11 protein-coding genes are annotated in these 15,847 nt (G+C 40.9%); 9 read left to right on the plus strand and 2 right to left on the minus strand.

Going from position 1 to position 15,847, the window contains the following annotated elements; translation table 11 throughout:
- From AW165_RS15525 to AW165_RS15540, 4 genes are all read left to right on the plus strand, one after another.
- Positions 1 to 1,128 (plus strand): acyl-CoA dehydrogenase family protein, encoded by a 1,128-nt coding sequence (locus tag AW165_RS15525; RefSeq protein WP_005804783.1) that lies wholly within the window; start codon positions 1 to 3, stop codon positions 1,126 to 1,128.
- 21 nt (positions 1,129 to 1,149) lie between these two features.
- The gene (locus tag AW165_RS15530; protein WP_002118081.1) at positions 1,150 to 1,923 is read left to right on the plus strand and encodes an enoyl-CoA hydratase; all 774 of its coding nucleotides are present in this window, start codon (positions 1,150 to 1,152) and stop codon (positions 1,921 to 1,923) included.
- Between the two features lie 12 nt (positions 1,924 to 1,935).
- Positions 1,936 to 2,961 carry an enoyl-CoA hydratase/isomerase family protein gene (locus AW165_RS15535; protein ID WP_060466349.1) on the plus strand — a complete coding sequence of 342 codons (1,026 nt, stop codon included), beginning with the start codon at positions 1,936 to 1,938 and terminating at the stop codon, positions 2,959 to 2,961.
- Between the two features lie 120 nt (positions 2,962 to 3,081).
- Complete coding sequence (locus tag AW165_RS15540; protein ID WP_032005649.1) at positions 3,082 to 4,434, plus strand: MFS transporter; 1,353 nt, start codon at positions 3,082 to 3,084, stop codon at positions 4,432 to 4,434.
- 90 nt (positions 4,435 to 4,524) lie between these two features.
- On the opposite strand, the gene abaI is transcribed toward AW165_RS15540, so the two are convergent.
- Positions 4,525 to 5,091 carry an acyl-homoserine-lactone synthase AbaI gene (gene abaI, locus AW165_RS15545; RefSeq protein ID WP_079380981.1) on the minus strand — a complete coding sequence of 189 codons (567 nt, stop codon included), beginning with the start codon at positions 5,089 to 5,091 and terminating at the stop codon, positions 4,525 to 4,527.
- 63 nt (positions 5,092 to 5,154) lie between these two features.
- Positions 5,155 to 5,571, minus strand: coding sequence for a DUF4902 domain-containing protein (locus AW165_RS15550; RefSeq protein WP_060466350.1), 417 nt, complete (start codon positions 5,569 to 5,571; stop codon positions 5,155 to 5,157).
- An 818-nt stretch (positions 5,572 to 6,389) separates the two neighbouring features.
- On the opposite strand from AW165_RS15550, the gene abaR reads away from it, so the two are divergent.
- From abaR to AW165_RS15575, 5 genes are all read left to right on the plus strand, one after another.
- Complete coding sequence (gene abaR / locus AW165_RS15555; RefSeq protein ID WP_060466351.1) at positions 6,390 to 7,106, plus strand: LuxR family transcriptional regulator AbaR; 717 nt, start codon at positions 6,390 to 6,392, stop codon at positions 7,104 to 7,106.
- Between the two features lie 790 nt (positions 7,107 to 7,896).
- On the plus strand, positions 7,897 to 9,786 hold the full coding sequence (locus tag AW165_RS15560) for a fatty acyl-AMP ligase (RefSeq protein WP_060466352.1): 1,890 nt from the start codon (positions 7,897 to 7,899) through the stop codon (positions 9,784 to 9,786).
- 50 nt (positions 9,787 to 9,836) lie between these two features.
- Complete coding sequence (locus tag AW165_RS15565) at positions 9,837 to 11,612, plus strand: acyl-CoA dehydrogenase (RefSeq protein ID WP_081410691.1); 1,776 nt, start codon at positions 9,837 to 9,839, stop codon at positions 11,610 to 11,612.
- On the plus strand, positions 11,609 to 11,869 hold the full coding sequence (locus AW165_RS15570; protein ID WP_001030690.1) for an acyl carrier protein: 261 nt from the start codon (positions 11,609 to 11,611) through the stop codon (positions 11,867 to 11,869). The genes AW165_RS15565 and AW165_RS15570 overlap by 4 nt, the downstream gene beginning before the upstream one ends.
- A complete protein-coding gene (locus AW165_RS15575) occupies positions 11,866 to 15,825 on the plus strand; it encodes a non-ribosomal peptide synthetase (protein WP_060466354.1) in 3,960 nt (1,319 codons plus the stop codon). The genes AW165_RS15570 and AW165_RS15575 overlap by 4 nt, the downstream gene beginning before the upstream one ends.
- Positions 15,826 to 15,847: the final 22 nt, after the last annotated feature.

A 15,847-nucleotide genomic window follows, 5' to 3' on the forward strand; every position in this document is an offset into this window, starting at 1 on the left:
ATGCAATTTACCGAAGAACAATTACTCATTCGTGATATGGCGAAAAGTTTCGCCCAAGAACAAATCAAGCCTAATGCCAGTGATTGGGACCGAGACGGGACATTCCCAAAAGAAACTCTGACTCAAATGGGGCAACTCGGTTTTATGGGGATGCTTGTTTCAGAGCAATGGGGTGGTTCAGACACGGGTAACTTAGCCTATGTACTAGCTCTTGAAGAAGTTGCGGCAGCAGATGGTGCAACCTCAACCATCATGAGTGTACATAACTCGGTTGGCTGTGTGCCTATTTTAAAATTTGGTACCGACGAGCAAAAAGAGCGTTTTTTAAAGCCTTTGGCTCAAGGTGAAATGATCGGCGCTTTTGCCTTAACTGAACCACATACTGGCTCAGATGCGGGAGCCATTAAAACCCGAGCGGTGAAAGATGGCGACGATTATATTTTAAATGGTGCTAAGCAGTTTATTACCTCTGGTAATAATGCTGGTGTCATTATTGTGTTTGCGGTGACCGACCCGAGTGCAGGTAAAAAGGGTATTAGTGCATTTTTAGTCCCACGCGAGACACCGGGTTACGAAGTGATTCGTGTTGAAGAAAAACTGGGTCTGCATGCGTCGGATACCTGCCAAATTGCGCTGACAGATGTACGCATCCACAAAAGCTTAATGCTGGGTAAAGAAGGCGAAGGCTTAAAAATCGCTCTGGCCAATTTAGAAGGTGGTCGTATTGGGATTGCTGCACAAGCAGTCGGTCTAGCACGTGCGGCGCTCGAAGAAGCGACTCGTTATGCCAAAGAGCGTATTACTTTTGGAAAACCAATTTTTGAGCATCAAACCATCGCGTTTCGCCTTGCTAGCATGGCAACTGAAATTGAAGCAGCGAGACAACTGGTTCACTACGCTGCGCGTTTAAAAGAAGCAGGTCAACCATGTCTCAATGAAGCTTCAATGGCCAAGTTATTTGCTTCAGAAATGACTGAACGCGTGTGTTCGAGCGCACTACAAGTGTTTGGTGGCTATGGTTACCTCAGAGATTTCCCAATTGAGCGTATTTATCGTGATGCGCGTATTTGTCAAATTTACGAAGGTACGAGTGATATCCAGCGTTTAGTGATTGCACGTAGTCTATAAAATCAGAACAAGGAATAAGTAATGCAGTGGCAAAGTATTTTATTAGAAAAGCGTAATGGGGTTGGACTGATTACATTAAATCGCCCTCAAGCGCTCAATGCCTTAAACAGTGAATTAATTAGTGAAATTAATCAGGCATTAGATCAGCTCGAAAAAGATCGTGAAATTGGCTGCATCGTATTGGCAGGCTCAGAAAAAGCTTTTGCCGCAGGAGCTGACATTAAAGAAATGGCTGATTTGGCATTTCCTGATATTTATTTAGATGACTTTTTTCATCTTGCAGACCGTATTGCACAGCGCCGTAAACCTCTAATTGCAGCGGTGAGTGGCTATGCATTGGGTGGGGGCTGTGAGTTGGCGCTGATGTGTGATTTTATCTATTGTGCTGATAACGCCAAGTTTGGTTTACCCGAAATCACTTTAGGGGTGATTCCGGGTATTGGTGGCACACAACGCTTAACCCATGCGATTGGTAAAGCCAAAGCAATGGAAATGTGCCTTACCGCTCGACAAATGGGCGCTGTAGAAGCAGAGCAAAGTGGTTTAGTTGCACGTGTGTTTACTAAAGAAGAATTACTTGAACAAACCTTACAAGCCGCTGAAAAAATCGCAGCACGCTCTTTAACTGCAAACATGATGCTTAAAGAAACCATTAACCGCGCTTTTGAGGTGAACCTCACTGAAGGCTTACGTTTTGAAAGACGTATGTTCCATTCGATATTTGCAACATTTGACCAAAAAGAAGGGATGCAGGCTTTTGTTGAAAAACGAAAGGCAAATTTTAAAAATCAATAAGAGATCAATAAAATGAATACAGAAAATCACTTAATGATTGAGCAACAAGCTAAGTTGGGCATTATTACCTTAGACCGTGTGACTCACCTCAACGCATTGTCTTTAGACATGATTAAAAGTATTGGTGCCCAATTGGAACTGTGGCGAAATGATGCTGCTGTTCAGGCAGTGTTAATTAAGTCAAATAGTCCAAAAGCCTTCTGTGCAGGTGGAGATATCCGCTATCTCTACGACAGTTATAAAAATGGTACAGCCGATTACAAAGGCTACTTTAGTGCCGAATATAAAATGCTAAATATACTGCGTGAATATGAGAAGCCAATTATTGTTGTGCTTGATGGCTATGTATTAGGTGGCGGTTTTGGCTTGGCTCAGGCTTGTCACATTGTGGTGAGCAGTGAAAAATCTAGATTTGCCATGCCTGAAACAGCGATTGGTTTTTTCCCAGACGTTGGTGCAACTCATTTCCTGTCTCGCCTTGATGATATTGGCGTTTATATGGCAATTACGGGTGAGCAGATTAGCAGTAGCGATGCGCTTTACCTCGATTTAATTGACTACCATGTGCCAAGCGAGCAGTTACAAGCGTTGCAAGATGCTCTCGTTGAAGCGCCAACTTTAAGCAAAGAGAGAATTGAACGCATCATTACCCGATTTATTACTCGTCCTGCTGAAAGTGAACTCAAACAGTTGGCAGAAGGTATTCGTAAACACTTCGGATATCAGCATTTAGATGAAATCGAACAAAGTCTTGAAAATGAACAAGATGAAAGCTTAAAAACTTGGGCAAGTAAGATGCTTAGTATTTTGCAACAGCGCTCATTTATTGCCAAACAAACCAGTTTGAAACTGCAACATTTAGGCCGTGGGCTTTCTTTACCACAGTGTATGCAGCTTGAACGTGATTTACAGGATATTTGGTTTGAGCATGGTGACTTTATTGAAGGTGTCCGCGCTCTCATTGTCGATAAAGACAAACAACCACAGTGGCAAGAACGTAATTCGAAATTTGAGCCAATTTTAGAAAAACTAAGCTAAACCATTTTTCAAACAAATAAAAAGCTTAAGGAGATAAAGCGAGACCTGAAAATGCTTATGGTCAGGGTTGGTCATAAGCATAAAAAAGATAAAACAAGAAAATCTAAAAAGGATATTACGATGCAATCAATACATGGAAACGGTTCAAATACTAAAAAGTCGTCACATCGATTAGCAGGTATCTCTAGCATGGTCGGCACCACCATTGAGTGGTATGACTTTTTTATTTACGGTGCGGCGGCGGCGCTCATTTTTAATAAGCTATTTTTCCCAAATCTGGATGCACTTACCGGCGTGCTTGCTGCATTTGCCACCTATGCCGTTGGATTTATTGGAAGACCATTAGGCGGCTTAGTCTTTGGTCATTTTGGTGACAAGATTGGCCGTAAATCGATGTTGCTACTGACCTTGATGCTCATGGGGATCCCAACTGTACTGATTGGCTTATTACCGACTTATGAATCAATTGGATATTGGGCTGCGATTGGTTTGGTTGTCTTGCGATTCATTCAAGGTATGGCAATGGGCGGTGAATGGGGCGGTGCTGTACTGATGGCCGTTGAACATGCACCCGAAGGCGGTAAAGGGTTTTGGGGAAGCTTGCCTCAAGCTAGTACAGGTGGTGGCTTAATGCTAGCCTCAATCGCGTTGGGTCTGGTGTCGTTATTACCTGAAGAAGCGCTGTTTAGCTGGGGTTGGCGTTTACCATTCCTTGCAAGTATTATTTTACTGGCAGTAGGTTGGTATATTCGTGTAAAAGTGCCAGAGTCACCAGATTTCGAAAAAGTAAAACAGCAGTCTGAAGAAGTCAAAGTTCCTGCTTTACAGGTTTTTAAAAACCATCCAAAGCAACTTATTACCATTATTTTAGCTCGTGCTGCCGAAAATGCATGGTTCTATATTGCTTCAACATTTACTTTGGCTTATACCACCGCACAACTTGGAATTCCACGCCAAGACATTTTATTTGCCACCATTTGCGGCGCAGCCGTCATTTTATTTATGACGCCGTTATGTGGACATTTGTCGGATAAAGTCGGCCAACGCAATATGTTTATGTTTGGCCTATGCATACTGGCACTTTACTGCTATCCATTTTTTACCATGCTCAATACAAAAGATCCGGTATTAGTGTGGACAGCAATTGTTTTGGCAATTGGCGTTGTGTTCCCAATTATGTACGCACCACAAGCTCAGCTTTTTGCCCGTCAATTTCCGGCAGAAATTCGATATAGCGGAATCTCGATTTCGGTACAGTTGGCTGGTGTATTAGGTGGTGGTTTGGCACCGATGATTGCTACTAAATTATTGAGTGTCGGGCAGGGTAATCCATATCTAATTATGCTTTATATTGGAAGTATGGCTGTAGTCGCAATTATATCGACGTCATTTATGCCGCGCGATTGGAGTGCTAAAACGGATGAAACTTATTATAAAAAGTCGAATTTAAATTTAAAAACCAAAATTGATTAATAGGTATTAATGTTTCTTAATCGTATTGCTACCTGACTATATAAAAATTGGGACTCATGCCAAAAATAGGTATGAGTCCCAAATAAGAAATTAAATATCAATCAAGCATGCAAACATTGCATATCCATCAATAACCATGGGTGGGCCTGCACGATGAGCACGAAAACCCGCAGCACGTAATAACCGCTCTACCCCCAGAGGAGAGGTGGTAATGAGTTGTTTTGCGCCTTGTTCCCTTGCAAAGTTGATAGATTCTTGCAGAATTGCAATAGAGACGGGCGATGACACAGCTTGACTAGCTGAAGATGGCGGATTTGAGAAATCTACTGCTGAGAATCTTGATAACTCCCAAATTTCTGGTGAGCAAGGAATAGGCATTCCATTAAGTAATTGAGGAAATATCTCACCAAGTAAATAAGGTTGAGTAGTTGGTAGTAATCTGGCACAACCAATAATATTAGATTCTCTATCTTGAGCGACGACATAGGCGGTATCGACTTTGTCAAACTGATCTAGTTCTTCATTATTAGGACAGTTCAACTCCCAACCTAAATATTCAACAAATACCCTATAGCGGTAATTTTTAAATTTAGTATATAGGCCTTCTGAAAAATTATTTTGAAATCCAGCAATAACATTCATTACAAGTGCTTCCACTTATTTTTCAAGTGACTTTACTTAACAGGTGGGGAAGCGGTAACTGTAAGAATTTACAGGTTTCTAAGAGAAATATGGAGTTAATTTAGCCATTGTTTGGGTTGTATTGATTTGGGCATAAATGAACTGTTCCCAGAACAAAGTATCGATTTTCTTTTCAATTAGTGTTTCAGTAACTTCAAATCCAATATCTGTACCAGATACATCAACAAGCATAATATTGCTTCGAGGCAGTCCAATTCTTTTTATACTCGTGATGCCATTGTACTCAATAAATTCCCAATCCCATCCCGTACTTAAAGCTGGGGTCAGTGATGTTACCCATTCAGTAAAACCATAATAGAGAATTTGAGAATCTTCAATTTGTGTTGATTCAACAATAGATATGAGGTGTTGGAGTGGATAGTTCATAAGCTGGTTTTCATTCAGTCGAATGAAACCATCTGCTGATATTGAGAAATGAGGGGGGATGGTGACCATGCTACCTGTTCAAGTGACTTGAATTGGGGTTCAATGGATAAATAACATAAATTATTGCCAATAAAATACTGTTATGTTTAACAGGTTGAAGGCAATTTTATGACCAACATCGTTAAGCTGATCTTATTAGAGAGATATTGGGATATTAAGATTTACTTATATGATAATAAAATGAATTTAGATTTTTGGTGAGAAATAACTTCTTGAAAGTTAATAAATAGCACAACCGATCATGAAATTTATATAGTGCACTTGTTCTCATTATTGAATGGATAATTATTGATAATACAAATTATAATCTAATTATTTGATTTTTTGAATTATTGTGGATTTTTTTAGTTTGTATATATAATAAATGGTAAAATTACATAACTTCGTTGTTGTGGGAAGTTATTATTTAATTAAATTAACAAAAAATATAATATCAGGAGTAAATGCTAGGCTACTTTTATCAATTTAAAAATAATTATTTTTTGGAATAAAATGCATCCTGTAAAAATTTTTTTTCAAGCATAATTTGCACCTGAAATATAACAAATTTAAAAGCTTTCAGAAATTTAGTTTATCTGAATAATTTACAACCATTTAGGCTTAAAAGTGTTGTTAATTGAATGATGAATTCAAAATCTATAATTGAGAAATCAATAAAAGAGGAATAGTTGGTGAAATATCTTAGCAACCTAAAAATCTTTTAGATTCTCGGATCGCTTTATTGAAATAAGGGTAAAAGACAAGGCCTATACTTCAATTTGATCGCTTGGATTTATAAAATGTAAATGAACAAAAAATGATTTTTGGTCGGAGTCTAATGAGAGCAAATGGACAGTTGGCAAGAGGATTTATTATCAGCATTTCTGGTCGTACAAGATGAATACCAGTTATTTGAGATCGTTAAATCTACAGCTTCAAAGCTTGGCTTTGATTATTGTGCTTATGGTATGCAGTCGCCATTATCCATTGCTGAACCAAAAACTATTATGTTGAATAATTATCCAGAAGCATGGCAAAAGCGTTATGTAGAACAACAGTATGTCAAGGTTGACCCAACTGTGCAGCATTGTATGGTATCACTTCAACCTCTTGTCTGGTCGAGCCAATCTGCAAAGACACAAGAAGAAAAAGATTTCTGGGAGGAGGCACGTTCTTATGGCCTTAATGTGGGTTGGGCTCAGTCAAGCCGTGATTTTATTGGGACCAGAGGAATGTTAACACTCGCAAGATCCAGTGACCAATTGTCAGAGACAGAGCAAAAGGCACAATATACAAATATGTACTGGTTGACCCAAATAGTACATTCCAGCATTGCTAAAATTGTGAATGATGTCGAGTTCTCTCAGTTTAATCTTTATTTAACAAACCGTGAAAAGGAGGTGCTACGTTGGACAGCTGAGGGTAAAACGTCAGCTGAGATTGCCCAGATTCTCGGAGTAACTGAAAGAACAGTAAATTTCCATCTCTGTAACTCAATGCAAAAGTTAAACGTAAATAATAAAATATCAGCAGCTATCAGGGCTGTAATGCTAGGCCTTTTGTAAAACCAAGTTTATAATATGAAATTGAATAAATATATTTTGTTTGTATTTTAATAAATATAAATAATTTAATTTTCATTTAAGCTATCTAAAGCTATTTATAGTTTAATTAAATTTAAATTGTTGTTTTATTTTGATTTAGAATACAATATTTATTGTGATTAAAATATATATTATTACTGCTGCCTTTAATTTTTTAATATTTTTACACAATCTTAAAGTGAAGTTGATAGATTTAAGAAATTAACTTTATAACTCTTGGATGATACCTAATTTTGAGTCTTTAATTGTTAGTTAAATATGATTAACTCAATTCTTTCCTTTGAATGTAAAGGTGGTGGAGTGAATATGGTTCTGAATTAGATTAAATTTAATCATAGAAATTATAAATGTTATCTCAAGTAAGAACCTAAATTTAAGGACCTATAAAAGAAAAATTCGAACTAAGTACGTGTTTTATAGATTAGAAAATCTTCAAAAATTTTGCTTAAGAGTCTCTGGATCGAGACTATCAGGATGAGTTTTTAAATTTAATTAATCATAAAAATTTGTAGTCTATAACTGAATAAAAAATAATTATAAAAGTAATTTAAATTCTTAATTTTAAATAAAAGCTACCTAACCTGTAAATACTTACAGGTGTAATAAAAAACACTCACACATAAAATATAATGTGAATTTATATTTTAAACAAAAAAAGTATATTCATTTTTATTAAACCCTCAGCTAGAAGTTGAATTTCTGAAATAGCAGGTTTTTTTTAAGGGTTAATTATAATTAATCGGAGTAAGTTATGGCTGTAATGTGTACGGATAATATCATTGCAACTTTGGAATCCCACGCGAAATTAAATGGAGCTAAGACCGCTTTCGAGTATTTAGGACGTCAATCTGGTGGTATTCAATCTCTGACGTATGCGGAACTCAATAAGCGAGTTCAACACCAAGCTCAGATACTACTAAACCTTGTAGACAGTGGCGATCGTGCAGTATTGCTATTTGAACCTGGCCTAGACTTTATCATATCGTTCTTTGCCTGTCTGAAAGCCAAAATTATCGCAGTACCAGTCAGCTTACCGTTTAATCGTAATGGTTTTTCTAATATTTTGAATATCATGAATGACTGTGAGCCAAAAATCGTACTCACAACAAAAAAGATTCTTGAGCTATCAGGTCTGATCACATTAAAGGCTCAAAATGAAAGTTTAATATTGCATGCCGTTGATACTGAATTACAGCGTGATTTGGTAGAAAAGGATTTTCCGCTTATTGCAGAACAAGATATCTGCTTCCTGCAATATACTTCGGGATCAACAGGTTGGCCTAAAGGGGTGATCGTTACCCATAAGAATATTATAGCAAATGAAGTCATGATTGCCGAAGCATTTTGTACGCAACCTGATGATATTGGTCTGACATGGCTTCCTGTTTATCACGATATGGGATTAATTGGCTCAGTTTTACAGACCGTTTATGTGGGGCTAACTTGTTATGTTATGTCACCATTAGACTTCATCCGTAAACCACTGAAATGGCTACAATTCATTAGTGAGAAAGGTGTCACGATCAGTGGTGGACCAAACTTTGCCTATGAATTGTGTTTGCATCGTATCTCTGATGAGGATGCTGCAGCGCTTGATCTGAGTCGCGTTCGTGTAATGTTTAACGGTGCCGAGCCAATCAAAGCTCACGTTATGCAGCGCTTCATGGAGAAGTTTAATACTCAATCGAAATTGAAACTGAATACTTTCTTACCATGCTATGGCTTGGCAGAGGTCACGCTCTTAGTCAGTGGTGTGACTGGTCCTCTCAATGCAATTTCACTTGATCGTGACAAATTAAATGCCCACTTGGTACAAAGCAGTCAAGACCAGAATGCTGTGCAAGTGGTGAGCTGTGGCAAGATATCTGCGCACATAGATTGCCGCATCGTCAATCCAGATACCCGTCAAGAAGTAGCTGATCATGAAGTCGGTGAAATCTGGTTGGCGGGTGAGAGTGTGACAGCAGGTTACTGGCAGAAGCCAGAGGTCAATCAGGAAACTTTTGCCGCAACTATTGTCGATGAAGCGGGTCAGCCTAGCCAAGTACATTACTTAAGAACGGGCGATATGGGCTTTGTCAAAGATGGAGACCTATATGTGACTGGTCGTCTTAAGGATGTGATTATCATTCGTGGCAAGAACTATTATCCACAAGATATCGAGTGCTCTGTTGAAATGGCGCATCCTGCTGTTCGTAAAGGTTGTGTTGCAGCAGTGAATGTTGCTGATTCTGACGGTGTTACGGTTGTACTTGAAATCAAGAAGAAGTCACTAGATAAGACTCTCAATTTTGAAGCCATTAGAACTCAGGTCAAGGAACAAGTGACAGCTGAGATTGGCTTGCCTGTAGAAGGTGTCTTTTTACTGCATCAAGGCCGAATAAATAAGACCACGAGCGGCAAAATTAGAAGAAGAAAAATTAAAGAGCAGATCGAACGCGGTCAATTGGTCTGTTTAACCCATCCAAACCGTAGAACGGTGATTGCTCGAAACTATGTCAAGAACGGTTTAGAAGTCATCCGTGATCGTGAGCAGCGGGGGCAGCTGATTCGTTATAGCTCCAATCTACTCAACTCAATGATCAAGGAACGTGAAGTGCGCAAGCTGATTTTTAATCGTCTGAAAAGTGCTTTGTTTTAACCCTTACCCTTTAATCATTTGAGTGAAAATTCATGTCACTTACATCCAATTTGCGGCAGTTTCAATCTGCTGCTCGTCTGGAGCAAATTTTAGGCTCCGTACATGATACTAACAACGACTTTTCTTGGTCTGCTGCCATCGAGCGTGATGAGAAAGAACAGTACCCTCAGCGTGCTGTTGATTTTCTGAATGCGGTGGGTATGAACCGTTTCTATGTACCTTCAGAACTTGGAGGTCGCATGGAAATTGGTGAAGAATTGCTATATCTGCATCGCGTGTTAGCACGACGAGATCTAACCATCAATTCGACTTATAGCACGAATGCTTGGTCCGTGATTGTATGGATCGGCGGTAATGAGAACCAATGCCAAAATATTGCTAGTCGAATTTTGAGTGGTGCTGCTCCAGCGCTGGCTTATAGCGAGAAAGCCCATGGCGCCGACCTGCTATCGAGTGAAGTGACAGCGCAATCTACCGAGAGTAAATATGTTTTAAATGGCGAAAAATGGTCAATTAACCGTGCCACTTTAGGAGACTCTTTAAGTCTGATCGCTAAAACATCAGACGATCGTGGACCACGTAGCCTAAGCGCATTCTGGCTCGATAAGCGTCATATGGCCTCAAAAGGAACATATAGCCTGAACCGACTACCAACAGTGGGTATGCGTGGGCTAGATATCAGTGGTATTGGCTTTAACAATGCTGAAATTCACAAAGATGCTTTGATCGGTGAAGAAGGCCAAGGGTTAGAGCTTGGTCTCAAGACTCTACAGGTAACACGTGCATATTGCAGTAGCTTCTCTCTTGGTGCTGGCGATACCATGCTCCGTATCGCGACCGAGTTTGCTATTGAACGTGAGTTATATAACAAAAAAGTAATCAGTATTCCGTTGGTACGTGAGCAACTCGCGACAGCCTATGCCTACCTTTTAGCTGCTGAGGTGTTATCACTCGTTGGTGCGCGTGGGTTACACGTTTGTATCAATCAGTTCAGTACATGGTCACCAATCGTCAAGGTACTCGTACCTGAGTATGTAGAGTCACTCGCCAAGATCACTTCTTCAGTGCTTGGGTCGCGTTTTTTCTTAAGAAATGCATATGCGGATGGTATGTATCAGAAAGCATTCAGAGACCATCTAATTGTTAGTGTGTTTGACGGGAGTAGCACCGTCTGTCTAGACAGCCTGAGTTTCCAGCTCAAATCTGCCAATAAAGGTCGTAGCAAAAAAGCTGACCATCTCAACCAAGCCGAAGCTAAAGCACGCTATCGCCAGTTGTATGACTTGCAGGTAGAGACAGGTGCTATTGATTTCCGCGAGCTTGAAATTTTCAACCGAGATGGTGACTTGGTGATGGAATCACTAGGCACAATCATCGAAATGCTCAACGATGCTGATGTCACAGCAGGGTTGTCTGCTGTGACACTCACCACGCTACGTGAACAAGCAAACCAACTTCTGGTTGAGCAGCATTCGTTGGATCAAAAAATTCAGGATTACTTCTCAAATTCTGAGCAAAGCAAAGAGTTTGAAACGTTGCGCTTTAGTCTTGCGCGTAGTTATGCAGAGTTATTTGCTCGCATTGCTGTGCTGGGTTTCTGGGTCTTCAACCGTCATGGCTTAAGGCCTGCTTTACAGGATGGTGCATGGCTGATCATTTTCTTAAATTCCGCTGAAGGGCAGACAGCCCCTCCAATGACGTCATTACGTGAAAGCACATTGGCAGATTTGCTAGACCGAATTTCAACCAACCATATGTTATCTGTCATCGATTTTGCACTGGCACCACGTGATGCCAAACCGGTTAAAGAGGAAATTACCCCATGAATAAAGATAAAGCTTACTGGAGCGCAATCATTCGTACGCTAGTAGCCAAAGAAATGCGTGTAGAGCCTGAAACTATTGATCCAGACCAAAAATTTACCAGTTACGGTCTTGATTCGATCGTTGCTTTGTCTGTGTCTGGGGACCTAGAAGATCTGACAAAACTGGAGCTTGAGCCGACACTATTATGGGATTACCCGACTATCAATGCGTTGGCTGAATATCTTGTTTCTGAGTTGCAACAGGGAGTTGCTTCATGAACAACCTTGCACGACTAGAACCAGAAGTTCTGTCTCGTCATGCGATTTCTGCGGAACAGCTTGGTATTTGGTACATCCAGCGTCTTGAGCCAACTTGCAGTGCCTACAATATGGTGGTGGCCTTTGATGTGAAGGTCAATCAACCATTAGGCAACAAGCCGATGGAGATTCTGGAAGCGGTCATGCATGATTATCCGCTGTTGCGAGTAAGCATGCCTGCCAATGATCAGGGAATTGAGCAACTGATCTGGGATCGCGTCTATCCGAATATTATCTTTTCTGATGTTCGTCATATTGAAGCTTCTGATTTGACGCAATTGGTTGAGCAAGACACCAAACAGCCATTTGACCTGACTCAGCCACCATTGTGGCGTGTTCATTGTTATGAGCGTGGACAAAATCACTATGTGATTGCCGTTGTGATTCATCATGCGCTCATGGATTTTTGGTCAATTGGTCTGTTGCTGCGAGACATTAGTAAACGTTTTGGACTCGTTGCAGAGTCCGACACAGTAAACGGAATTGAGTTTGCACAGTATGCCGATAAGCAGCAGAGCAGCGTAATTGATGATACTGATGAAAGTTTAATTTTCTGGAAAAATGCGTTGAAGCATGCACCACATGTGCATAGCATTCCACTTGATTATCCTCGTCCAGCTGTACAGCAGCATAAGGGTAGCTCACTGGCTTTTCGTGTACCTGAGTCAGTGTCATCTGGTCTTGTCAACTTGGCGAAAGATTATGAGATCACATTGTTCGGACTTGTGCTATCTGGTTTCTATATCCTACTACATAAACTCTCTAATGAAAATAATCTAGTCATTGCCACACCTGTAGCTGGTCGACTTGAACGCTCTTTGCGTAATGCATTGGGGCAGTTCGTCAACACAATAGCTATCCAGATGGACATCGATGCTGATTTGACTTTACGTCAATTTACACAGCAGGTTCAGGAACAATTAAGACAGAGCCTTAAGCATCAAAAAGTTGCTTTTTCTAGAGTAGTTGAGGCTGTTTCACCAAAGCGTGATGGCAGTATTAACCCATTGGCTCAGGTAGGAATGTTCTGGGAACGTCTAGGGGGAATGGATGAGTTTAAAGAACTACTTCTGCCAATTCATACCCCAGCTACTCTAGCTGGTCAAGATTTAACTTTAGGAAGTTTTCCAGTTCGTCAGCAAGAAGGACAGTTGGATATTACGCTAGAAATGGGCGGTGAATATCAGGGTGAACTTGTTGGAGTATTGAAATATAACACTGAGTTATTTTCTGCGCAGTCTGCCGAAAATATGGTGCAGCTGCTGCAAGCTGTACTAGAAGAGATGGTGGCTCATCCTGAACGTAAGATCGTTGAGTTAGATATCGCACCTGATTATAAAGATGGTATCCAGTTCGAGGCCCTCCGTGGAAAGGCGACTGATTATGCTCAGCATGATCTATTCGCAATGATTCTCAAGCAGATTGATGAGCGTGGTGATCATCATGCTTTGACCTCGAACGATCATGCGGTTAGCTACCGTGAGTTAGGTCAACATATTGCTGGTATTGCTGAATATTTGCGTGCACACGGCATTACACGTGGCGATCGTGTAGGTCTCATGTTAGACCGCACAGCATTATTGCCAGCAGCAATCCTTGGGATCTGGGCGGCAGGGGCAGCTTATGTGCCACTTGATCCTAACTTCCCAACTGAACGTTTACAAAACATCATTGAAGATGCCGAACCTAAAGTCATCTTGACCCAAACCGAGTTAATGGATGCTCTTAACAGTTCTGTGCCTCGCTTAGATATCAATCAAGCTGGTGTTGTGCCACTTGAGGAAGTGCGCGAGACGCTTGCTTTTGGTGACATTGCTTATGTGATGTACACATCAGGCTCGACAGGTAAGCCTAAAGGTGTACGTATTGGGCATCCTTCAATCATCAATTTCTTGCTATCTATGAAGGATAGATTGCAAGTAACGACTGAAACTCAGTTGTTAGCGATCACCACTTATGCATTTGATATTTCAATTCTTGAATTACTCATTCCGTTGATGTACGGCGGTGTGGTGCATGTTTGTCCACGTGAAGTATCACAAGACGGCAATCAACTCGTAGATTATCTAAATGCTAAGTCTATCAATGTTTTGCAGGCTACACCGGCTTCTTGGAAAATGCTCCTAGACAGCGAATGGAGCGGCAATGCGGGATTGACAGCACTCTGTGGAGGCGAAGCGTTAGATACTATTCTGGCAGAAAAACTGCTGGGTAAAGTTGGTTGTCTATGGAATGTCTATGGTCCGACCGAAACTACAGTGTGGTCTAGTGCGGCTCGTATCACTGATGCAAAGTGTATTGATTTAGGTGAACCACTGGCGAATACCCAGCTTTATGTTCTTGATAAGCAGCAGCGTTTAGTTCCACCAGGCGTTATGGGTGAGCTTTGGATTGGCGGTGATGGTCTGGCAGTTGATTACTGGCATCGACCTGAACTGACAGGTGTACAATTTAGAACATTGCCATCTCTACCAAATGCTGGTCGACTCTACCGTACAGGGGATAAAGTCTGCCTGCGCACAGATGGACGTTTGACTCATCATGGACGTTTAGACTTTCAGGTCAAGATTCGTGGATTCCGTATCGAACTAGGTGAAATCGAGAATGTTCTCAAACAAATCGACGGTATCACAGATGCAGTAGTGCTAGTTAAGACTACAGCTGGCAATGACCAGAAATTGGTGGCATATGTAACTGGACAAGAGCTTGATATTGCTGGTTTGAAAAAGACCCTGCAAATCCATCTTCCAGCTTATATGGTGCCAAGTGCGTTTATCCGATTGGATGAATTTCCAATGACGGCCAACAATAAGTTGGATCGTAAGGCATTTCCTGAGCCGATCTTTGAGCAGAGCAATGATTATTTTGCACCGCGTGATCCGATCGAAATTGAATTGTGTACTACCTTTGAACAGATCTTGTCGGTCAAGCGAGTTGGTATACACGATGATTTCTTTGAATTAGGTGGGCATTCTTTATTAGCTGTGAAGCTTGTCAACCATCTTAAAAAGGCTTTCGGTACCGAACTGTCAGTTGCTTTGTTGGCACAATATTCCACTGTGGCGAGTTTGGGTGAAATCATTCGCGAAAATAAAGAAATTAAGCCATCTATCGTAATTGAACTACGCCGTGGAACCTATGAACAACCGCTGTGGCTGTTTCATCCAATTGGTGGCAGTACCTTCTGTTATATGGAGCTTTCGCGTCACCTCAACCCGAATCGTACCTTACGTGCTATTCAGTCTCCTGGACTGATTGAAGCCGATGCTGCGGAAGTGGCAATTGAAGAAATGGCGACGCTCTATATTACTGAAATGCAAAAGATGCAGCCTCAAGGCCCTTATTTCCTCGGTGGCTGGTGTTTCGGTGGTGCAATTGCATATGAGATCAGTCGTCAGTTGCGTCAAATGGGGCAACAGGTCACAGGTATTGTCATGATCGATACTCGTGCTCCAATTCCAGAAAATGTGCCTGAAGATGCTGACGATGCCATGCTTTTGTCTTGGTTCGCCCGTGATTTAGCTGCACCTTATGGCAAAAAGTTAACGATCCCAGCGCAATACTTGCGTGAATTGAGTCCAGATCAAATGTTTGATCATGTACTTAAAGAAGCTAAGGCCATCAATGTTCTGCCTCTAGATGCAGACCCAGCAGATTTCCGACTTTATTTTGATACCTATTTGGCGAATGGCATCGCACTCCAGACTTATTTCCCGGACCCTGAAGACTTTCCAATCCTTTTGGTTAAGGCAAAAGATGAGCTGGAAGATTTTGGGGAAAGCTTAGGTTGGGATCAACTGGTCAAAGACACGTTTACACAAGTGGATTTGCCTGGTGACCATTCATCAATTATGTACGCTGAGAATGTCGTGGCTGTAGCCCAGACCATTGATCAGATGTACCCAATTCCTGCATAAGAAATACAAGAAGGTAGAACCA

Source organism: Acinetobacter sp. LMB-5, assembly GCF_001541635.1.
In the GTDB taxonomy this organism is placed as follows: Bacteria; Pseudomonadota; Gammaproteobacteria; order Pseudomonadales; family Moraxellaceae; genus Acinetobacter; species Acinetobacter pittii.

Bases quoted from the DNA above. Each gene is read 5' to 3' on its own strand.
- AW165_RS15575 (WP_060466354.1), top strand. From the start codon at position 11,866: ATGAACAACCTTGCACGACTAGAACCAGAAGTTCTGTCTCGTCATGCG.
- AW165_RS15570 (WP_001030690.1), top strand. From the start codon at position 11,609: ATGAATAAAGATAAAGCTTACTGGAGCGCAATCATTCGTACGCTAGTA.
- AW165_RS15530 (WP_002118081.1), top strand. From the start codon at position 1,150: ATGCAGTGGCAAAGTATTTTATTAGAAAAGCGTAATGGGGTTGGACTG.
- AW165_RS15550 (WP_060466350.1), bottom strand. From the start codon at position 5,571: ATGGTCACCATCCCCCCTCATTTCTCAATATCAGCAGATGGTTTCATT.
- AW165_RS15525 (WP_005804783.1), top strand. From the start codon at position 1: ATGCAATTTACCGAAGAACAATTACTCATTCGTGATATGGCGAAAAGT.
- AW165_RS15535 (WP_060466349.1), top strand. From the start codon at position 1,936: ATGAATACAGAAAATCACTTAATGATTGAGCAACAAGCTAAGTTGGGC.
- abaR (WP_060466351.1), top strand. From the start codon at position 6,390: ATGGACAGTTGGCAAGAGGATTTATTATCAGCATTTCTGGTCGTACAA.
- AW165_RS15540 (WP_032005649.1), top strand. From the start codon at position 3,082: ATGCAATCAATACATGGAAACGGTTCAAATACTAAAAAGTCGTCACAT.
- AW165_RS15560 (WP_060466352.1), top strand. From the start codon at position 7,897: ATGGCTGTAATGTGTACGGATAATATCATTGCAACTTTGGAATCCCAC.